Source organism: Kitasatospora sp. NPDC040550, assembly GCF_055594965.1.
The window spans coordinates 129,985-150,975 of record NZ_JBVIWC010000010.1; the positions used below are offsets into that span (position 1 = coordinate 129,985).

15 protein-coding genes are annotated in these 20,991 nt (G+C 74.1%); 10 read left to right on the forward strand and 5 right to left on the reverse strand.

The window, feature by feature from the left end; translation table 11 throughout:
- Positions 1-4: 4 nt before the first annotated feature.
- Complete coding sequence (locus ACZ58X_RS17315) at positions 5-1,501, reverse strand: purine-cytosine permease family protein (RefSeq protein WP_470334475.1); 1,497 nt, start codon at positions 1,499-1,501, stop codon at positions 5-7.
- A gap of 218 nt (positions 1,502-1,719) precedes the next feature.
- Positions 1,720-2,901: an FAD-dependent monooxygenase gene (locus ACZ58X_RS17320; RefSeq protein ID WP_470334476.1), complete on the reverse strand. Its 1,182-nt coding sequence runs from the start codon at positions 2,899-2,901 to the stop codon at positions 1,720-1,722.
- Positions 2,902-3,044: 143 nt separating this feature from the next.
- Here ACZ58X_RS17320 and ACZ58X_RS17325 point away from each other — a divergent pair, with 143 nt between their 5' ends.
- Together ACZ58X_RS17325 and ACZ58X_RS17330 are read left to right on the forward strand one after the other, a co-directional pair.
- Positions 3,045-3,689, forward strand: a complete 645-nt coding sequence (locus tag ACZ58X_RS17325; RefSeq protein ID WP_470334477.1) for a TetR/AcrR family transcriptional regulator — start codon at positions 3,045-3,047, stop codon at positions 3,687-3,689.
- 401 nt (positions 3,690-4,090) lie between these two features.
- Entirely contained in the window at positions 4,091-5,713 is a 1,623-nt protein-coding gene (locus ACZ58X_RS17330) for an alpha/beta hydrolase (RefSeq protein WP_470334478.1), read from the forward strand.
- A gap of 530 nt (positions 5,714-6,243) precedes the next feature.
- Here the strand turns inward: ACZ58X_RS17330 and ACZ58X_RS17335 are convergent.
- Positions 6,244-6,978 carry an ABC transporter ATP-binding protein gene (locus ACZ58X_RS17335; protein ID WP_470334479.1) on the reverse strand — a complete coding sequence of 245 codons (735 nt, stop codon included), beginning with the start codon at positions 6,976-6,978 and terminating at the stop codon, positions 6,244-6,246.
- Positions 6,979-7,384: 406 nt separating this feature from the next.
- Between ACZ58X_RS17335 and ACZ58X_RS17340 the strand changes: the two genes are divergently transcribed.
- From ACZ58X_RS17340 to ACZ58X_RS17350, 3 genes are all read left to right on the forward strand, one after another.
- Positions 7,385-10,714 carry an ABC transporter permease gene (locus tag ACZ58X_RS17340; RefSeq protein WP_470334480.1) on the forward strand — a complete coding sequence of 1,110 codons (3,330 nt, stop codon included), beginning with the start codon at positions 7,385-7,387 and terminating at the stop codon, positions 10,712-10,714.
- Positions 10,711-13,527: a hypothetical protein gene (locus ACZ58X_RS17345; protein ID WP_470334481.1), complete on the forward strand. Its 2,817-nt coding sequence runs from the start codon at positions 10,711-10,713 to the stop codon at positions 13,525-13,527. Before ACZ58X_RS17340 ends, ACZ58X_RS17345 begins: the two co-directional genes overlap by 4 nt.
- Before the next feature lie 169 nt (positions 13,528-13,696).
- Positions 13,697-14,686, forward strand: coding sequence for an ABC transporter ATP-binding protein (locus tag ACZ58X_RS17350; protein ID WP_470334482.1), 990 nt, complete (start codon positions 13,697-13,699; stop codon positions 14,684-14,686).
- Positions 14,687-14,713: 27 nt separating this feature from the next.
- Here the strand turns inward: ACZ58X_RS17350 and ACZ58X_RS17355 are convergent, their stop codons facing one another.
- Entirely contained in the window at positions 14,714-14,896 is a 183-nt protein-coding gene (locus ACZ58X_RS17355; protein WP_470334483.1) for a hypothetical protein, read from the reverse strand.
- Between the two features lie 151 nt (positions 14,897-15,047).
- Positions 15,048-16,592 (reverse strand): AMP-binding protein, encoded by a 1,545-nt coding sequence (locus tag ACZ58X_RS17360; RefSeq protein WP_470334484.1) that lies wholly within the window; start codon positions 16,590-16,592, stop codon positions 15,048-15,050.
- Between the two features lie 185 nt (positions 16,593-16,777).
- On the opposite strand from ACZ58X_RS17360, the gene ACZ58X_RS17365 reads away from it, so the two are divergent.
- From ACZ58X_RS17365 to ACZ58X_RS17385, 5 genes are all read left to right on the forward strand, one after another.
- The gene (locus ACZ58X_RS17365) at positions 16,778-17,446 is read left to right on the forward strand and encodes an AAA family ATPase (RefSeq protein ID WP_470334485.1); all 669 of its coding nucleotides are present in this window, start codon (positions 16,778-16,780) and stop codon (positions 17,444-17,446) included.
- 101 nt (positions 17,447-17,547) lie between these two features.
- Positions 17,548-18,123 carry an O-methyltransferase gene (locus tag ACZ58X_RS17370; protein ID WP_470334486.1) on the forward strand — a complete coding sequence of 192 codons (576 nt, stop codon included), beginning with the start codon at positions 17,548-17,550 and terminating at the stop codon, positions 18,121-18,123.
- A 43-nt stretch (positions 18,124-18,166) separates the two neighbouring features.
- Positions 18,167-18,709 (forward strand): GNAT family N-acetyltransferase, encoded by a 543-nt coding sequence (locus ACZ58X_RS17375; protein ID WP_402476558.1) that lies wholly within the window; start codon positions 18,167-18,169, stop codon positions 18,707-18,709.
- A gap of 77 nt (positions 18,710-18,786) precedes the next feature.
- Complete coding sequence (locus ACZ58X_RS17380) at positions 18,787-20,031, forward strand: serpin family protein (protein WP_470334487.1); 1,245 nt, start codon at positions 18,787-18,789, stop codon at positions 20,029-20,031.
- Positions 20,032-20,178: 147 nt separating this feature from the next.
- Positions 20,179-20,931 carry a thioesterase II family protein gene (locus ACZ58X_RS17385; protein ID WP_470334488.1) on the forward strand — a complete coding sequence of 251 codons (753 nt, stop codon included), beginning with the start codon at positions 20,179-20,181 and terminating at the stop codon, positions 20,929-20,931.
- Positions 20,932-20,991: the final 60 nt, after the last annotated feature.

Sequence of the window (20,991 nt, forward strand, 5' to 3'; positions counted from 1 at the left end):
GGGGTCAGACGGTGACCTGGTCGGTCCGCTCGGCCGAACCGGCGGTGGCCTGCTCGGCGGCCGGCTGGTCGCCGGTGGCCGGGGTGTTCTCGCGGGGCGTGGGGAGCACGGCCATGATCACGCCGGAGATCACGATGGTGGCGGCCCAGGCGAGGCCGTACTTGCCGACGGGGGTGTCGGAGAGCGGGCCGGCGAACCAGTCGCACTTGGTGAAGGCGAGCCCGAACAGCAGCGCGAGCACCCAGGAGACCATCGCCTGCCAGCAGAAGCCGCCCGCGTACCAGTAGCGGCTGTTCCGGGTGGTGTCCATCAGCGCGGCGGCGTCGTAGCGCACCGCGCGCGTCCGGCGCCGGAACATGTCCACCGCGTAGACGCCGATCCAGGCCGAGAAGGAGACGGCGAGCAGGATCAGGAAGGTGATGAAGGAGCCCAGGAAGCTCTTCGCGACCAGCATCAGCAGCAGGCCGCCGACCAGCGAGATCACGGCGTTGATGCTGACGGCCAGGGCGCGCGGCAGCTTGACGCCCATGGTCTGCGCGGTGAAGCCGGCCGAGTACATGGAGAGGCTGTTGATCAGCAGCATGCCCACGATCGCGGTCAGCAGGTAGGGCACGGCCAGCCAGGTCGGCAGCAGGTCACCGAGGAAGGAGACCGGGTCCGCGGCCTGGGCCAGGCCGGGGGAGGCCACCGCCATCACGGCGCCCATCAGCACCATCGGCACCATGACCAGGCCGGCGCCGGAGACCGTCACGCCGACGATCTTCTTGCCGGAGGCGGAGTGCGGCAGGTAGCGGGCGAAGTCCGGGCCGGTGGGGACCCAGCTGATGCCGCCGGCGGCGATGGTCCCGATGCCGGCGATCATCATCGCGGTGGTGCCCGCGGGCTTGGAGAAGACCTCGCTCCAGTGCATGGTCGCGATCAGGTAGCCCAGCACCAGCACGCTGAACACGCCGAAGAGGTACGTCGACCAGGTGTTGCAGACGTTGAGCGCCTTCCGGCCCATGCCGGAGACCAGGAAGGTGCAGGCGACGAAGGTGAACAGCGTGACCACGATCAGCGCGGTGTTGCTCTTGACGCCGAAGAGCAGGTCGAGCACGGTCAGCACGGCGTAGGCGCCGGTGACGGCGTTGATCGTCTCCCAGCCGAACCGGGCGATCCAGAGGATCGCGCCGGGGAAGAGGTTCCCGCGCACCCCGAAGGTGGCCCGGGAGAGGGTCGCGCCCGGTGCCCCGCCCCACTTGCCGGAGACCGAGAGCACGCCGACCAGGCCGAACGAGACCAGCGCGGCGCACGCGGCGACGATCAGGACCTGCCAGAAGTTCAGCTGGTTCAGCACCACCAGGGCGGCACCCATGGTGAGCAGCAGGACGCTGATGTTCGCCGCGACCCAGGTCGGGAAGAGCTCGCGGACTCTGCCCTGACGCTCGTGGTCGGGGACGGGTTCGATTCCGCGCGTCTCTATCGCGCCGGCGGCGGTGTCGGCGGTGGACGTGTTGTCCATGAGGGTGGCTCCGGGCGTGTGAAGCGGTAGTAAATCGGGCAAATGGAACATTTATGGAACTCTTCGCGCGTAGCGCGGGAGTTGAGTCATCCTACTTTGTTCCGGATGCATCCCGATTGCACTGCCCTGCCGCTCGCCGCCCGGAGCCCTCCGGCGGAGCGCCGCCGCCTGCTGGAGTGCCGTTCCTCGGTGGTGCCGTTCCTCGGTGGCGCGGCCCGTCAGGCCCCGGCGCCCGGGGCGATCCGGGGCGGCGTCCAGTCGGCGTGCTTGAGGACGGTCCGCATCATCGCGCCCGGCGGGGTCAGGCGGATCGCGGCGTTGCGCAGGCCGACCGCGAGCGGATGGGCGAGCTGCTGGCCCATCTGGCCGGCCCGGCGGGCGTCCCGGGCCACGGTCTGGCTGCGCGGGCGGCGGGCCGCGTCGTAGCGGGCGAGCGCGCCCTCCACCGTCGGGCCCGCGGCGACCGCGGCGGCGAGGGTCACCGCGTCCTCCAGGGCCTGGCAGGCGCCCTGGCCGAGGTGGGGCGTCATCGCGTGCGCCGCGTCGCCGAGCAGCGCGACCCGGCCCGCGACGTACGAGGGCAGCGGGGTGACCAGCGCATTGACGTCGTGGTGCAGCACCGCCTCCGGGGCGGTCGCCGCCAGCAGGGCGGGGATCGGGTCGTGCCAGCGGGCGAAGCGGCGGCGGACCTCGGTCAGCGGGTCCCGGTAGCGGACCCCGGCCGGAGCGTTCAGGACGGCGTGCCACTCGGCCCGGCCGTCCGGGAAGGCGATGTGGCCGAACTCGGCCCCGTGGCCCCAGGTCAGCTCGAAGTCGGTGGTCAGCCCGTCGACCGGGCGCTCGGTGATCGCCCGCAGCACGGTCGAGCCGCTGTACGCCGGCCCGGGGTGGGCCGGGAAGAGCCGGCGCCGGATCCGGCTGTTGATGCCGTCGGCCGCGACCACGAGGTCGGCCGCGACGGTGCTGCCGCCGTGGCTCACCCTGATCCGCTCGGGGGCGCTGGTGTCGAGGTCCGTCACCTCCGCGCCGATCACCAGGGACTCGGCGGGCAGGGCCTCGCGCAGGATCCGGTGCAGGTCCGCCCGGGGGATGCCGACGATCGGCGCGCCCAGCTCGCGCTCCAGCGCCGCACCGTCCATCGCGGCGAGGCGGCGGCCGTCCGGTGTGCGCGTGCCGCCGGTGTACTGGCGCCGGGATGCCGCCTCGATCGCCTCCGCCACGCCGAGCGCCGCGAGTGCCCGCATCCCGTTGGCGGCCAGGGAGATCCCGGCGCCGGCGTCGTCCAGGACGGCTGCCCGCTCGATCACGGTCACCTGCCATCCCGCCAGCCGGAGCCCGATCGCGGCGGCCAGTCCGCCGATCCCGCCCCCGACCACCACCGCGCTGTTGCCGCTGCTCATGCCCGGTCCCTCCCCTGTCGTCGCACCGCCTTCTACAGCTGTAGAAGGAGCGTACTACGGGCTTACGGGAAGCGGTGGACGGGTGGGGGCGGGGCTGGTGGGCGGGTGCTGGGGGCGGGGTGCCGCTCCGGTAGAAAGGGGGGATGCGGCGAGATCGGGACCGGGGCCAGGGGCAGGGCGAGGGGAAGGGGCAGGAGCGGGGCGGCGCGGGCGCTGCCGCGAGGCCGGACCGGCGGACCGTGCTGGCGGACGCGGCGATCGGCGTGCTCGCGGACGCGGGCGTGCGGGGGCTGACCCACCGGGCGGTGGACGCGGCGGCCGGGCTGCCGGTCGGTACCACCTCGGCCTATCTGCGGACCAGGCAGGCGCTGCTGACCGCGCTGGTGCGACGGCTGGTCGAACTGGACCAGGGCGAGCTGCAGGCCCTGGGGGAGCGGGCGGTGCTTCGCTCGGCGGACGAACTGGTGCAGAGCATCCGGGAGTTGATGCGTCATCGGCTGACCGGCGAGGGGCGGCGGCGCTCGCTGGCCCGGTACGCCTGTGCGGTGGAGAGCGTGCGCGACCCCGAGCTGCGGGAGATCCTGGTGCCGCGGGAGAACGCCGGGCGAGCCGTCGTCCGGGCCTTCCTCGCGGATCAGGGCGTGGCCGATCCGGACGGGCGGACCGCCACCCTGCTGGCCTGCATCGACGGGCTGGTCTTCGACCGCCTGGTCGGCGGCGGTGAGACCGGGCCCGACGAACTCCAGGGGCTGGTGGCGGCTGCCCTCCGCGGCGCGACCGGCGGTTAGCGGGTTCCGGGTTCGCCGGGACTCCCCCTTCCCGATGGCCAACTCCGCGGCGTAGCCGGCCAGCAGGATGCGCCGCGTGTTCCGGAAGCGCTGCTCGGAGTCCAGGCCCTCGCCGGTGGCGAAGGCCTGGGCAAGGTGGGGGTAGGCGGTTCCGTCCAGGGCGGTGAACTGCTCGGGCCGGGGTGACACCGAAAGCCCACGGCCCGGTCGACCGTCGCCGTTCATCCAGCGGGTTTGCTTGAACCACCATCAGGTCAATCAACCGTCAAGTTGGTTCATTCACAGAATGTTCCGGGGGAGAACGACAGGAAAGTCAGGAACAATTCCGCCGCCACGAGGTCTTCACAGGGAGATCTCAGACTGACAGGCTGGGGCCGCCCTTTCAGTACGGAGGAGGTTCCTTGTCCCGCATATCCACGTTGGCCGGAGCGGTCACCTGCGCGCTCGCCCTTGTCACCGGAACCGCTGTGGCCGCCTCGGCCGCGCCGATCGACCAGGCCCCGGGTGCGGCGGCCGCCGAAGCGAAGGTCGACCCCATCGACTGGAAGCCTTGCAACCCCGACCCGACCAAGCCGGACCCGGGCGGCTTCGACTGTGCCGTCTACCCCGTGCCGCTGGACTACGACGACCCGTCGGGCCAGAAGGTCGGCATCGCCATGATGCGGCACCGCGCCAGCGACCCGGCCAAGCGGATCGGTTCGCTGTTCCTCAACCCGGGCGGCCCCGGCGGCAGCGGTTACCTGTGGGCGACCACCACCCGCTTCGGCGCCGAGGTGCAGTCCAAGTTCGACCTGGTCGGCTTCGACCCGCGCGGGGTGGCCCGGAGCAACCCGCTCAAGTGCTTCAAGACCCAGGAAGAGGCCGACGCGGTCAACAACCGCATGGTGGGCGTGCCCGTCACCAAGGCCGAGGTCGACGAGACCCTGGACGCCGACCAGGACTACACCGACGCCTGCAGCAAGAACGCCGGCCCGCTGATCGAGCACATGTCGACCATCAACGTGGTCCGTGACCTCGACCGGATGCGCCGCGCCGTCGGCGACTCCCAGCTGACCTTCGCCGGGTTCTCCTACGGCACCCTGATCGGGTCCACCTACGCCGCCATGTACCCGAACAAGGTGCGCGCGGTCATCGTCGACGGCAACGTCGACCCCAACCTGCGCCTGCACAACGGCCTGGAGTACGACCGCCAGCGGGCCGGCGGCTTCGAGATCGCCCTGGACGAGTTCCTCAAGCGCTGCCAGACCGCCGGTGCCCCGCGCTGCGCCTTCGGCGACGGTGACACCCGCGCCAAGTTCGACGCGCTCCGCGACCACCTGCGGGCCAGCCCGATCACGCTGTCGAACGGCTCCCAGGTGACGCTGAGCAGCTTCACCAGCGAGGTGGCCAGCGCGCTGTACTCGCAGGCCAAGCTGGCTCCGCTGGCGAAGTCGCTGCAGGCCACCTACCAGGTGATGCAGAAGCCGGCCGCGGCCGCCCTGGTGGCGCCGAAGGCGAACGTCTCCGACGACGAGGCCAACCAGCTCACGGTGAACGTGCCGCGCGCGCTGCGCGAGGCGCCGGCCGACTCCGAGTACGCCGGTGACGACTCCTACATGGGCGTCAACTGCCAGGACAAGCCGTACCCGTCGAACGACCGGGTGTTCGCCAACGCCGCCCGTGCGTGGGAGAAGGAGTCGCCGACCTTCGGCCGCTACCAGGCCTTCGACGCGCCGGCGTGCGCGAGCTGGCCGGCCCCGGCCCGGGACGCCGAGCGCTTCACCGGCCCCTGGAACAAGAAGACCTCCAACACCGTGATGGTGATCGGCAACCTCTACGACCCGGCCACCCAGTACAAGTTCGCCCAGCGGATGCAGCAGGAGCTGGGCAACGCCGTGCTGGTCAGCGTCGACTCCATCGAGCACTGCGCCGTCGGCCGCAGCAAGGCGCTGAACGCGCTGGTCACCCGCTACCTGGTGGACGGCACCGCGCCGAAGCCGGGCCAGCTGCTCAAGCCGGACGCCGAGATCTTCCCGGCGGCCTGAGGGATCTCCCCTCGAACGACCGGCCGTTGAGGCCGGGGCTGTGGTGGTCGACGATCCCGTCGGCCACCACAGTCGTGTGCGGCGGCCCGGGCTCCGGGGCGGGCGGGGGCGCTGGAGCGCACGGAGGGCGAAGAGCGCGCGGAGACGGTGGAGAAAGCGGCGGCAGATCGTCATCGAACCTCCCGGTGGAGCGGATTCCTGCGACGTGCGTTGGACCGTAGTCGATGCCACTGACAATCGGCACGCGATTCGACGGTTCACCAGCTCACGCGCAGAGACCGGGAAATGACGTACGGCCGCATGGATGCGCACATGAATTCACGAAGCCGAATACGGCTGTCGGCGTGCCGCTCGCCGTACTCTCCCGAACCGGGAACGCGGGGGAGGCGCATGCGCATCAGGGCGAGGCCGAGCCGCGGGGTGCGGTCGGCTGCACCGCCCGCCGCACCCCGGCCCGCAGTCCCGCCCGCAGTCCCGCCCGCAGTCCCCCGCAGTCCCCCGCAGTCCCCCGTAGCCCTGGCCCGCCGTCGTCAGGCGGCCTGCTCCGTGCCCTCCTCGACGATCCGGCCGTCGTGGAGTTCGATGACCCGGTCGGCGAGGTTCATCAGCGTCGGGTCGTGGGTGGCGACCAGAACGGTGACGCCCTCGCTGCGGACCACGGCGCGCAGCAGCTCCATGATCGAGCGGCCGGTCTCCGAGTCCAGCTGGCCGGTGGGCTCGTCGGCGATGATCAGGCCGGGGTCGTTCGCCAGCGCGCGGGCGATCGCGACGCGCTGCTGCTGGCCGCCGGAGAGCTCGCCGGGCCGCTGGTTGGCGTGGTCGGCGAGGCCGACCAGGGCGAGCAGGGTGTGCGCGCGCTCCTCGCGCTCGGCCGGCGGGACCTTGCGCAGTCGCATCGGCACGCCGACGTTCTCGGCGGCGGTGAGCATCGGGATCAGTCCGAAGGACTGGAAGACGAATCCGATCCGCTCCCGCCGCAGGGCGAGCCGGCCGTCCTCGTCGAGGCCGCCGAGGTCGATGCCGTCCAGGGCGATGCTGCCGCTGGTCGGCGCGTCCAGGCCGCCGACCAGGTTGAGCAGGGTGGTCTTGCCGGATCCGGAGCGGCCCTTGAGCGCGGTGAGTTCACCGCGCTCGATGGAGAAGTCGATGCCGCGCAGGGCGTGGACGGTCCGCTCCCCGCTGCCGAAGCTGCGCCGCAGATCGGACACGGCCACCATCGGGCCGGTGGCCGTCAGGGTGGTGTCGGCGGCCTGGTCTTGCGTCATGCGGCGTCCCCCTGGGGTGGTGACTACCCGGTTCTGTCCGGGTCAACGGATGAGGTGGTTTCGTGGGTTCAATCTCCCGATCAGAGAATTCGAAAAAGAGAAGTTCCCTGGTCAGAAGGAGGTCGGCGAACTCGAAGTCATGAAGTGTGCATGGCATTTCAGTGGCTTCTCCCCGCTGGGGATGTCGCCAATACAAGGAATTTGCTCATTGCTTACTTGATTCGCGCAAGTCCCTTCCGTTCTCGGATCGAATCTGACAGCATCGTCCGCTATCCGGCGACCGAATGCCGGTGATCACTGCGCCGGTACGCCCGTGGGGTGCCCGTCCGTGACCGATGAGGGTCCGGGACGGATCGACGGGTGGGGGCTGGATCGCGACCGGGTCTGAGACCGGGGGAGGAACTTGATGCTCGGCTTCGTCGTGCGCAGAGTGCGCGGGCGACTGCCGCTGGCTGCTGCCGTCCTGCTGACGGTACTGATCACCACGGCGGTACTGACCGCTCTGGTGACCTTCAACAGCAGTGTCGGCCAGGCCGGCCTGCGGCAGGCGCTCCAGGGGCCGGGCCATGCCCGGACCGCTGTGGTGGTGACCGCGGAACACGGCTCCGACCAGCGGCAGAAGGACGAGGAGGCGCTCGCCTCCTACCGGCAGAAGCTCTTCGGCGACCTACCGGTCCACACCGACAGCCTGCTGCGCAGCCGTTCCTTCGGCCTGGCGGGCGGTGACGCCCCGGCGGCCGGGAACGCTGCGGCCCCGGCCGCGCCGTCGGGAGGTCAGTCCGGCACGGACAAGGTCGACCTGACGGTCCTTGCGGATCTCGACCGCTCCCGGGTGAGCCTGGTCGCCGGTGCCTGGCCGGGTGCCGTCACCGGGCCGGTCCGCTCCGCGGCCGCGCAGGTCGCCGTGCCGCAGACCATGCTGGCCCGGCTCGGCCTGACCGCCCAGGCGCTGCCCGTGGACGTCCCGCTCACCGACCGGCTCGACGGCACGGCGCTGATCGTCCGGGTCACCGGCGTCTACCGGGCCGCCGATCCGTTCGCCGCGTACTGGCGCATCGACCCGGTCGGCGGCCACGAGGTCGAGACCGGCGGATTCACCACCTACGGCCCGATGATGGTCGACCCGAGCGCCTTCGCGGCCGGCGCCCTGCCGCAGAGCAGCCGCGGCTGGCTGCTCGACGCCGACTTCGCGGGCGTCGACCAGGACACGGCCGAGGCCATCGGCGGCCGGGTCCAACCCCTGGCGGACGACCTGCGGAAGGCCTCCAGCCTCAGTGCCACCACCGAACTCCCCGATCTGGTGCACGAGTTGTCGGCCAGTCTGATGGTCGCCCGGTCCACCCTGCTGATCGGCGCGCTGCAACTCGCCGTACTCGCCACCGCGGCCCTGCTGCTGGTGGTCCGGCTGATCTCGACCCGCCAGGAGCGGGAGAACGAACTGCTCGCCGCCCGCGGCGCCTCCGGTGCCCGGCTCGGCGGTTTCACCGCCCTGGAGTCGGTGCTGCTCGCCCTCCCGGCCGCGCTGTTCGCACCCCTGCTCACACCGTTCCTGGTCCGCGTCCTGGCCGGCCTCGGCCGCGCCCACCAGGTCGCCCTGGACACCCGGTTGGGCTGGACGCTCTGGCCGGTGGCCGTGCTCTGCGCCCTGCTGTGCATCGCGTTGGCCAGCGCGCCCGGCCTGCTGCGCGGTGCCGGTGCCGCACTGCGCCGCAAGGCCGGCCGCCGCCAGGCGGTGGTCTCCGGCATCGCCCGCAACGGCGGGGACCTCGCGGTGCTCGCCCTGGCCGTGCTCGCCTACCAGCAACTCGACCAGTACGGCGGCGGACTGTCCGCCGACTCCTCCGGCCGGCTCGGCGTCGACCCGCTGCTGGTCGCCACCCCCACCCTGGCACTGTGCGCGGGAACACTGGTGGTGCTGCGGCTGCTGCCGCTGGTCGCCCGGCTGGGTGCCCGGGTCGCCGCCCGGGGCAGCGGCCTCGGCCCGGCCATGGTCGGCTGGCAGCTGTCCCGTCAGCCCGCCCGCGCCAACGGGCCGGTGCTGCTGCTGGTGATGGCCGTGGCCACCGGGGTGCTCGCGCTCGGCCAGCACGCCACCTGGACCGACTCCCAGCGCGACCAGGCCGCCTTCGACACGGCCGGGGGCCTGCGCATATCCGCCGCGCACACCGCGCTGATGGGCCAGGGCGGACGCTACGGCGCACTGCCCGGCGGCGACCGGCTGATCCCGGTCTACCACGAGCAGCAGCCGCTCCAGAACGGCACGGGCCAGCTGCTCGCCCTGGACACGGCCGCCGTGGCCGACCGCGTCCCGATCCGCGCCGACCTGCTCGACGGGGCCGACCGGGCGGCGGTGTTCGGCCCGCTCGCCCAGCCGGCGCCGACCGCTGCCAAGGGCGGGGTCCCGCTCCCCGGCCGCCCGCTGCGGATCGACGCGGACCTGTCCATCCGGCAGACGGTCGACAACACGGGCCTGTACACCGGCCGGTACCCGATGGCCCCCTCCCCGCCGGAGGTGACCCTGCTGCTGCGGGACCGCAACGGCTATGTCCACAAGGCCCCGTTCGTCGGCCTCCCGGTCAGCGGCCGGCAGCACGCCTCGGCCCCGCTGACCACCCTGGTCGACGCGCCGATGGGCTCCGTCGCCGCGCCGCTGACCCTGGTCGGCGCGACCGTCTCCTACAGCGACCGGGCCGAGGGCGCGGTGACCGTCGGTCGGCTGGCCGTCTCGGACAGCGCCGACGGCCCCGCGACCGAGGTCCCGGTGCCGGCCGGCCTCTCCTGGAAGGGGGACCTGGTCGACGGTCCGGCACCCAAGAGCGGGGAGCCCCCGTTCGTCACCGTCGCGCCCGAACCCGCGGACACCGGGCGGCTGTTCACCGCGGCCTACCGCTTCGCGAGGGGCACCGGCGTCTCCCTGCGGGCCGTCCTCGGCGTCGCCGGGACGGACGCTCCGACGACCGTGTCCGGCGTCGCCACCAAGGACTACCTGAAACTCATCGGCGGCTCCGCCGGCGACGTCGTCCGGGTGCCGTTCGCCGGGGGCGTCGTCCCGGTCAAGATCACCAAGGCGGTCGAGGCCGTGCCGGTCGGCGGCCGCAGCGCACTGGTCGTCGACCTCGACACCGTGGGGCGGCTCCTGGCCGCGCAGGGCCGGGTGCTGCCCAGCCACGCCGAGTGGTGGCTGCCGGCCACCGGGCCCGACGACCGTGCTCCGGCCGAACTGGCCGCCGCGCTGCGGGCCGCCCCGGGCACCCAGGACGTCCAGCTCCACGAGGAGGTCACCGAGGGGATGCTCAGCGACCCGGTGGGCGCCGCCCCGCAGAACGCGCTGATGGCCATCGCGCTCGTCACCGCCCTGCTCGCCGCGATCGGCTTCGTCGCCGCCGTGGCCGGCTCCGCCCACGAGCGCGCCCGGGACTCCGCGCTGCTGCTCGCCCTGGGCGCGCCGCGCAAGCAGGTCACCCGCACCGTCGCGGCCGAACAGGCGCTGCTGGTCGGGCTCGGCGGGACGGTCGGGCTCGCCCTCGGCGCCCTGCTGGTCCACCTGATCGTCCCGTTCGTGGTCCTGACACCCACCGCCCACCGCCCCCTGCCCGAGGCCCTGATCGACCTGCCCGTCGGCCAGGCCCTGCTGTTCGCGGCCGCGATCGCCGTAGCCCCGCTGCTGTCGGCCTTCCTGATCGGACGCCGCCGTCGAGACGTGGCCAACCGGCTGCGCCACGTGGAGGAGATGTGACCACCCAGGCCGGCACCCGCGTGCCCGCCCCCGACACCGCCCACCGCCCGGCCCTCCGGCCCGCGCGCTGGGTCCCCACCCGGCTGCGGGCGAACCCGTCGGCCGCGCTGCTGATGGCGGTGCTCGCGTTCGTCACCGTCTTCCTGGCGGCGGCCTTCCCGCGGATCGCGGACCGGGGCGCGGACGCGGCGCTCCGGGACTTCGTCGGCCAGAAGGGCCTCAACGCGACCAGCCTCCAGGTCACCTCCCGGACGCAGGGCGACGACAACGCCGTCGTGCTCGACCGGGTGCAGCGGAAGCTGACCGAGACGGTCGGCCGGCAGCTGACGCTGGCCCAGGCGGGCCAGGCCCACGGCGCCCGGGCCCTGAGCGGGCGCAGCATGCGCAATCGGGAGTACGTTCGGATCTCGGACAACACCGACCCCGAGCTCGGCCTGTTCTACCTCCAGGACCTGGCCGGCCGGGCCACCCTCACGGACGGCACCTGGCCGACCCCAGGCAGCGGCGACGGTCCGCTGCCGATCGTGCTGAGCAGGGCGGCCGCCGACACCCTCCACATCAAGCTCGGTGACGTCATCGACAACGGCGTGGACGGACCGGGCGCCCAGCGGACCACCGTGGTGGTCGGCCTCTACCGGATCAACGACCCCCAGGACCCGTTCTGGGACAACCTCGGCTGCCCGGCCCGGGCCTGCCTCAAGCCGGTGCCCGAGCACGAGCACTGGGCGACCAGCGGGTTCGTCGACGGCGGCAGCCTGCCCGCGCTGGCCCGCTGGGGCGCGGGGGCCGAGAACTTCTGGCGGCTGCCCGTCGACCCCGCCTCGCTGCGCGCCGACCGGCTCGCCCGGACCAGGACCGTGGTCAGCTCCATCCTGACCGGGCCCGGTGCCACCGCGCTGTCCAGCGCCACCCTGCGCGGCGACCTGCGGACCGGCTCCAGCCTCCCCGACATCCTGAGCCGGGCGGACGACCGTTACCGGGCGTCGTTGCCGCTGAGCACGATCGGTCCGGCCGGGGTCGCGGGGGTCGCCGTCGTGGTGCTGTTCCTGGCGGCGGCGTTGACCACCGACCGGCGCGGCGCGGAGATCCGGTTGCTGCGGGCCCGTGGTGGTTCGCGGACCGGGGTGCTGGGCCGGCTGGTGGGTGAGGGGGCGGTGACGGTGCTGCCGGCCGCGGTGGCCGGTGCGGCGCTGGCGGTGGTGCTGCTGCCGACGCCGCGGTGGGAGGGCGCGGTGCTGGCGGCGGCGGTGGCGGCGCTGATCGCGGTGCTGGCCTTCCCGGCGCGTGCGGCGCTGTTGTGGTCGCGTCGGCGGGCCGTGGGCGGTCGGCGTCGGCTGGTGGGCGAGCTGGCGGTGCTGGCGGTCACCGTCGCGGCCGTGGCCGAGGTCAGGCGCCGGGGTGTGGGCACCGGTGGCGGGCTGGATCCGCTGCTGGTGGCCGCGCCGCTGCTGCTCGCGGTGTCGGGTGGGCTGGTGCTGGCGCGGATCGAGCCGGTGGCGGTCGGCCGGCTGGCGGCGCTGGCCGGGCGGGGCCGTGGCCTGATCGCGTTCCTGGGCCTGGCCCGGGCGGCCCGGGACAGTACGGGGCGGCGCCGGCCCTCCGTGCTGCCGTTGCTCGCCCTGCTGATCGCGGTGACCACCACCGGGTTCGGTGCCACGGTGCTGGACACCGTCGACCACGTCCGCACCCGGGCCGCGCGGATCGCCACCGGCGGGGACATCGGCGTCTCCCTGCCCGACTACGCCACCCTCGGCGACTCCTTCACCAAGGCCGCCGACGCCCTGCCCGGCGTCCACGCCTCCACCGGTGCGTGGGTCGAGCCCAAGGCCCGCTTCGTCGGCGCCGACCAGGACTACACCGAGGCCTACCTGGTGGTGGTGGAGCCGGCGGCCTACGCCGAGATCTCCCGCACGGTCGGGGTCGGCGAGTTCGACCCGGCGAAGCTGGCCGCCGCCCCCGGCGGCCGGGACACCCCGGTGCCCGCCCTGGTCAGCCGCGATCTGACCAGGCGACTGGCCGCCGGACCGGCCCAGGTGCGCACGCCCAACGGCAACGCCCTGCACCTGAGCGTCGCCGCGACCGTCGCCGCGACCCCGGCCCTGCCGGACCCGGGCAAGCCCTTCGTCGTGGTTCCGGCCGGTCCGGCCTGGGAGCGCCTGCCGGACGCGAAGCGGGTGAACAAGTGGTTCGCCGTCGGGGACATCGACCCCGAGCAGGTCAGGTCGGCCCTGCGGGACAACGGCGGCGCCCAGCCGACGGGTCTGGCCAAGCTGGTCGCGGACGACGCCGCGGCCGCCGGCAAGGCCACCCACGGCCTGCCCGTGGGGTACACGGTGCACAGCAGCGCGGAGACGGCCACCGCGCTCGGCGACGATCCCTTGCAGCACGCCGCCGAGCGGCTGTTCTGGTACGCGGCCGCCGCCGGAGCCGGCTACGCCCTGCTCGCCGTCCTGCTGACACTGTTCCGCGCCGCACCCGACCGCACCGCCGTCCTCGCCCGCCTGCGCACCATGGGGCTGCGCCCCCGCCAGGGCCTGGCACTGATCATCACCGAGGCACTGCCGCAGACCCTCGCGGCCGCCGCCGGCGGCGGCCTGGTCGCCCTCGCGGCCGTCGCCCTGCTCGGCGGCGCCTTCGACATCTCCACCCTGGTCGGCGCCAAGGTCGGCGACGTCATCACCCCCGCCCTCCTGCCCGTCCTGCTGCCCACCGCGGGCCTGGCCCTGCTGGTCGGCCTCGGCATCGTCCTGGAGACCCTCGTCGCCGGACGGCGCCAGATCGCCACCGAACTCCGAGCGGGGGAACAGTCATGACACCGCAACGGGCACCGGTCGGGGCCGGCGCCGGGGGAACCACCTGCACCGGACCGACCGGACCGACCGGACCAACCGGACCGACCAGCCGGATCGCACAGACCGACCGCACCGACCGCACCGACCGGACCCGCCGGACGCACCGGACCGTCGAGACAGGAGAGCAGCCGTGAAGAGCACTTCCCAGGAGCGGCCGGCGGTCGAGGCGCCCAGCCTGCAGGAGCTCCGGCAGCGGGCCCTGGCCGCCGCCTCGCCCCAGGCCTACGGAGCGGGCGCGGCCATCGTCTGCGACCGGCTGGTCCGGATCTTCAGCGCCGAGGGGATCGAGGTCCAGGCCCTGCAGGGCCTGGAGCTGACTATCCAGCAGGGCGACCTGGTCGCGCTGGTCGGCGCCTCCGGCAGCGGCAAGTCGACCCTGCTGACCATCCTGGCCGGCCTCGACGTGCCGACCGCGGGCACCGCCACCGTCGCGGGCTGCGACCTGCTGGAGATGTCCGCCAAGGAGCGGCTGCGCTACCGCCGCGAGGTGGTCGGCTTCATCTGGCAGCAGACCGCCCGCAACCTGCTGCCGTTCCTGACCGCCGCCGAGAACGTCGCGCTGCCGATGCAGTTGCGCGGCCGACGGAGCGGGGCGACCGGCTCGAAGCAGCAGGCCGCCCGGGTGGCCGAGCTGCTGGAGGCCCTGGAGATCGGGGACCTCGCCCACCGGCGCCCCAACGAGCTCTCCGGCGGTCAGCAGCAGCGGGTCGCGATCGCGGTGGCGATGGCCAACAACCCGCCGGTGCTGCTCGCCGACGAGCCGACCGGTGAGCTGGACTCCGAGACCGCGGGGGTGATCTTCGAGTCCTTCCGCACCGTCAACCGGGAGCTCGGCACCACCGTCGTGATCGTCACCCACGACCCGATGGTCGCGGGCGAGGTCCGCCGCACGGTGGCCATCCGGGACGGGCGGACCAGCAGCGAGGTGCTGCGCCGCACCGTGACGGACGAGCACGGTGAGGAGTCGGTCAGCGAGCGCGAGTACGTGATGCTCGACCGCGCCGGCCGGGTCCAGCTGCCCGTCAAGTTCCTGGAGTCGCTGGGCATGGAGCACCGGGTGGCGGTCGATCTCGCGGCCGACCACATCGAGGTCCGCCCGGACGACCTCGCGGGGAGCTGAGATCGCGGGGTGCTGAGGGGCGGCGACTCAGCTGTCGCCGCCCATCCGCGGGAAGAGGCCGCTGCCCTCGGCCTCCTGCCGGAGGTCGGGCGGCGCGGTTCCGCCGGCGCGCTCCCCCCGGGAGGGCGCGGTGCAGCGGGCGAAGAGGAACAGGGCACCGGCCGCCGCGGCGAGGATGCCGAGCGCGGTCAGGACGCGTAGCCAGGTCAAGGGGTGCCTCCTGGAGGCGGTGCGAGGGAGCGCCGCCGGGGTGTATCGGCAGCTCGGCCCGCACGGTCGAGTGCCCACGGTGGGGGTTCTTCCCGTCGACTGGTGCGCAACAGGTGGCCTACGCGGGCGCTCGAAGCACCGGAGGGGCGCGTCACATGGTTTCGCGCGCCCCCGTGGCGGTGACGGGCCGCCCGCTCCGCTCCTCGGCCAGCGCGCGCAGGGCCGCTACGTCGGGCTTGCCCAGCCCGGTCAGCGGGATCGCCGGGAGGAGCAGGACGGTGTCCGGGACGCACCGGGCGTCCCCGCGCTCCCCGGCCCAGTGGCGCAGCTGGTCGGCCGTCACCCGGGCGTGCGGAGCCACCGCGACCGCGGCGTGGACGCGCTCCAGGCGGTCCGGGTCGGTGCTGGTGAACATCACCGCCTCCCGGACGTCCGGATGGCTGCGCAGCGGCTCCTCGACCTGATGGGGGAACACATTGTGCCCCTCGACAACGGCCATCGCGTCCCGTCGGCCCGCCACCGTCAGATAGCCCGCCGCGTCCAGGCTGCCCAGGTCCCCGGTGTGCAGCCAGCCCTCCCGCAGCACCCGTGCGGTCAGCTCCGGATCCCGCCAGTACCCGGCCATCGCGGTCGGGGTGCGGACGCAGATCTCCCCGGTCCGGCCCGGCGGCAGCGGCGCGCCCTCCTCGTCCAGGATCCGCACCCCGGTGTCCGGGTACGGGCGCCCGGCCGTGGTCAGCAGCCGGGGGTCCAGGTGTTCGTCCGGGCTCAGCCGGGAGACCGGCCCGCACTCCGTCAGGCTGTACGTCTGGTGCAGCACCCGGCCCAGCCGCCGGGTCGCCTCCGCCAGCCGGCGCGGCGAGGGCGGGCAGCCCGTGTAGCCGACCCGGCGCAGGCTGCCGGTGTCCGCCACGGCCAGCGACGGGTCGTCCAGCAGCCGGTAGAGCAGGTGCGGCGGCAGGTACACCCGGGACACCCGGTGCCGCTCCACCGCCGCGAGCACCTCCTCGGCCGCGAAGCCCTCCTGCAGCACCACCGTGCCCCCGGCCGCCAGGGCGAGGTCCGCACTCGTGCCGCCGCCGTGCGCCAGCGGGGTGCAGAGCAGGAAGGACGCCCCGGACAGCAGTGCGGGACGGGGCGGACGGGCGAAGCGGCGCAGCACGCCCTTCGGCCGGCCGGTGGTGCCACTGGTGAACCGGATCGCCATCACGTCCTCGGGGCGGCAGCGCGGCTCCAGCGGGGCGGCGGAGCAGGCCGCGGCGAGCTCCACGAGGTCCGTGCCGAAGGCCGTCGGGCCGAGGGCGAACACCCCCGCGGCGGGCAGCGCCCGCGCCACCGCCCCGGCCGCCGCGGCGTACCGGAGGGGGTCGAAGACCAGCACCGCGGTCTCGGCGAACCCGGCCAGCGCCACCAGTTCGGCGACCGGGAGGTCCGGGCCGGGCATCGCCACCCGGCAGCCCAGCAGATTGGCCGCCAGCCGGACCAGCACCGCCTCCGGGGTGTTCCCGGCGAGCACGGTGACGCCGTCCCCGGGCCCGAGCCCGGCCCGCTCCAGCGCGCGGGCCGTCCGGAACACCGAGTCCAGGCAGTCCCGGGCGGTCAGCGCCGTGGCGCCGCAGGACAGGGCCGTCCGGCCCGGATCCCGCGCCAGTCCGTCCAGCACCAGCCCGGTGTACGTCCCGCCGGCCTCTGTCATGCCCACCCTTTCCGCGACTGACGACGCGTCAGTCTAGGGCGCGGCGGCACCACGGGTGCCCGGTGGGTGGGTCCCGCTCCTTGCGTCGGGCGGCGGGAACACCGGGGTGGGGGCGTCGGCGTCGCGCCGGCGCGGGCGTCCGGCTTGTTAGGGTCGGCGGTCGATCGGACAGGGAACGGGGAGCGGTGGACAGCGGCGAAGCGGGGACGGCCGGCACGGCGGAGCTGGCGGGGGTGGCGGTGCTGGCGCCGCGTGGGGTGCTGGACCTGCGGGGCGAGGCCGGGGCGCCGTTCGTGGTGGGGTACCCGGCCGGGGCCGTGGTGGTGGTGTCGGGCCTGCCGGGGGCCGGCAAGAGCACGCTGCTGCGCCGCTGGTCGGCCGGTGGCGAGGCCGCGACGGTGGACCCGCGGACGGTGCACGAGGCCTGCGAGGCGGTGATGCCCGCGCGCCTGCCGTACGCGGTCTACCGGCCGTGGGCCCGACTGGAGCACTTCCGGCTGCTGCGGAGCTCGGTGCGGCGGGGCGGACCGCTGCTGGTGCACGACTGCGGCAGCCGCGCCTGGATGCGGCGTTGGCTCGCCCGGGAGGCCGGGCGGCAGGGCCGCGAACTCCACCTGGTGCTGCTCGACGTCGGCGCCGCCACCGCCCTCGACGGCCAGCGGGCGCGCGGACGGCACGCCTCAGCCCGGGTGTTCGCCCGGCACCGCCGGGGCCTGGCCGTGCTGTCGGCGGAGTTCACCCGGCACGCCCGGTCCGGCGGACCGCCGCCGACCCCGGAGGCGGCCTCCGTACTGCTGCTGGACGGCGTCTCCCGGTCGAGGGCGGCGGCGGTCGCCTTCGGGGCGGTGCGCTGAGGATCAGTCGCGGGCCAGGCGTTCCGTGGCCGACCGTCGGCCCGGGGGTGGTGGAGCACGGCATGATGGTCCGTCCGGAGTCGCGGAGGGGGATCGGGAGGATGGTGGACGGCGTGGAACGGGGCGTTCCCGAGCGGGTGTTGGCGGCCGAGCGGGGCGCCGCCCGGCTTGGGTTCGGGAGGAGCTGCACCCGGGAGGTCGGCCGGCTGCTGGCGTTCGCCGCGGCGGCGAAGCCGGGCGGGACGGTCGCCGAGAGCGGCACGGGTGCGGGCGTCGGCACGGCCTGGCTGCGCAGCGGGCTCGGCCCGGGCGGACGGCTGGTCACCGTCGAGCGGGACGGGCGACTGGCCCGGGAGGCGGCGGCGTTGTTCGAGGGGGACGAACGGGTGCGGGTGCTGCACGGGGACTGGCGGCTGCTGGAGGATCACGCCCCGTTCGACGTGTTCTTCTGCGACGGCGGCGGCAAGCGCGACCACCCCGACCGGGTGGTCGACCTGCTCGCCCCCGGCGGTCTGTTGCTCCTGGACGACTTCACGCCCTCGCCGCACTGGCCGCCCCGCTACGGCGGTGAGGTCGACCAGCTGCGCCTGCACTACCTGACGCACCCGGCGCTGGAGGCGAGCGAGGTGCTGACCACGCCCGGGAGTTCGGCCGTGCTGGCGGTGCGACGGGCCTGATCACGGCACGGTGCGGGGGATGAGTGGAGGGGATGATGGGGGCATGGTGACGATCGAGACCTCCCGGCTGATCCTGCGGCGCTGGCGCGAGAGCGACGTGCCGGTGATGGCCGAGGTGCACGCGGACCCCGAGGTGATGCGGTGGATCGGCGACCGGCGGGTCCTCACCCCGGAGCTGAGCCGTGCGGCGATCGAGCGGTGGGAACGGGCCTGGGAGGACGAGGGCTTCGGGTTGTTCGCGGTGGAGCTGCGCGGGACCGGTGAACTCGCCGGGTTCACCGGCCTGGCGGTGCCGCGGTTCCTGCCCGAGGTGCTGCCCGCCGTCGAGATCGGCTGGCGGCTGGGCCGGTCGTTCTGGGGCCGGGGCATCGCGACCGAGGCGGCGACGGCGGCGCTGCGGTTCGGCTTCGAGGACTGCGGGTTGGAGCGGATCGTCAGCATCGCGCAGATCGGCAACACCGCCTCCGAGCGCGTGATGGCCAAGCTCGGTCTGCGAGCCGAGCGGGAGACCACCGTCCCCGGCAACGGCAACGCCGTCCGTGTCCACGAACTGACTCGCGCGCGGTACCTGGCCCGGGCGTCCTGACCGGGAAAACCGCTGGCCCCGGCCGGTGTTCTGCTCCTAGGCTCGGCGGCGGTGGAACGCCGAGCACGGGGGAACGGATGAGCAGGGCCGAGGCCGTACGGGCCGTCAACGCGCTGGGGGAGCGCTGGGTGGAGCAGGCCGACCTGCGGCGGGGGCCGGTCCTGATGCCGGCGGGTGTCTGGCCGCTGCTCGGGCTGGTGGCCCCGGCCGGCAGCACCGCCGTCCGGGGCGAGTTGGCGCAGGCGCTCGGAGTGCCGGTCGCGGCCGCCGCCGAGCGCGCCCGCGACCTGCTCGGCCTGCTGCGGGACATCCCGGCGGTGCGCTCCGCGCTGGGGGTCTGGGCCGACGACCGGCTGCGGCTGCGCCCGGAGTGGCTGGCCTCCGTTCCGGCGGACCTGGTCGGGCGGTTGAGCGGTGACACGGAGCGGGACAAGAAGCTGCTGGACGCCTGGGCGAGCGAGCAGACCGACGCGGCGATCGACGAGATGCCGGTCGAGTTGAATCCGGACAGCCGTCTGGTGCTGGCCTCGGCGCTCACCCTCCGGACGGACTGGATCCGACCGTTCCAGGACTCCGGCGGCTTCGGCGGGAACCACACGGACGACTGGGGCCGGCCCGTTCGCCACCTGACCGGGGCGACGCGTCTGCTGGACCGCGCGGCCCTGGTGGAGACGCCCGCGGGCCCGGTCACCGAGTTCCAGGTGCTCGGGTACGGCGACATCACCGTCCACCTGCTGCTCGGCGAGCCCGGAGCCGATCCGGGCGGCGTGCTGGCGGCCGGGATCGGGTCGCTCTCGCAGCGGTACCGCCGCACCACCGCCGACCGGCTGCCGGTCGGCACCACCGGCCCCGGGCTCTCGGTCGGCGCGCTGGCGCGGTACGAGCCGGCGGACCTGCTGACCGTGGGCGTCCCGCAGTTCACCGTGGCGGCCGAGCACGATCTGCTGGCCCGCAAGGAACTCTTCGGGCTGACGACGCTGAGCACCCCGTCCGAGACGGAGGACCGGCTGCCCGGGCTCCAGGTCGGCGGGCTGCCGCTGTTCGTCAACAGCGCGCGGCAGAAGGCCACCGCGACCTTCGGCGCCCGCGGGTTCCGGGCTTCCGCGGTGACGGCCGTCGGGATCATGTGCGGCGGCGCCGCGGCCGTGTCGCGGCCGCCGTTCCTGCAGCGCCACGTCAGCGTGGAATTCGGCCGCCCGTTCGGCTTCCTCGCCGTCCACCGGCTCTCCCGGCTGGTGCTGGCGGCGGGCTGGGTGACCGAACCGGACGCGGCCGTGGACCCCTGGGGGGTCGCACTGGACGAGTCCGAAGGGGACCGGTGAGGTCGGAGCGGAGCCCGTCCCCGGGAGCGCGAGCGGCCGACCGGAGTGCCGGAATCCGGGTCGCCCACCGTAACCGCCCCCGGTGGTGCGGGTGCACTGCGAGACTGGGGTGAGCAGAGTCCGTCACGGAGAGAGGTCACACCCCGCATGCCCAGCAGCGCAGCCGTCGACAACCCGTGGTTCCGCCGGTTCAACCCGTCCGACTTCGCTCCCGCCCGGATCGTGATCTTCCCGCACGCCGGCGGATCGGCCAGCTACTACATGGACTACGCCAACGCGCTCGCGCCGTACGCCGACGTGCTGGCCGTCCAGTACCCGGGCCGGCAGAACCGCTATGCGGAGCCGACGATCGACTCGGTGCCGGAACTCGCCGAGCAGGTCTACCAGGAGCTGCGCGGCTGGGTGGACCGCCCGGTCGTGTTCTTCGGGCACAGCATGGGCGCGGCGGTCGCCTTCGAGGTCACCCGTCGCTTCGCCCGGGACGGCCTGGCCGGGCCGGAGCGGCTGTTCGTCTCGGCGGGCCGCGCCCCGTCGCTGCCCCGGGACAGCGCGGTGCACCTGATGTCGGACGACGGCATGCTGGAGGAGATCGTCCGGCTCGGCGGCACGGACGAGCGGATCCTCGACGTGCCGGCCCTGCGCGAGCTGATCATCCCGGCGCTGCGGGCCGACTACACCGCCATCGAGACCTACCTGGCCGCGCCGGACGCCGCCGTTCCGCAGCCGATCACCGCCCTGGTGGGGGAGACCGACGCCAACGCCACGGTGGATCAGGTCGCCCAGTGGGAGCGGCACACCACCGGTGGGTTCAGCCTGCGGGTCTTCCCGGGCGGGCACTTCTACGTGGCGGAGCAGATCGACGCCGTGGTGCGGCTGCTCACCGCGCACCTGCGCGGCTGAGCGGTAGCGGGCCTCAACCGCCCGCCGCCGCCCGGCCGCTGCCCGTTTTCCGTCGGTCAC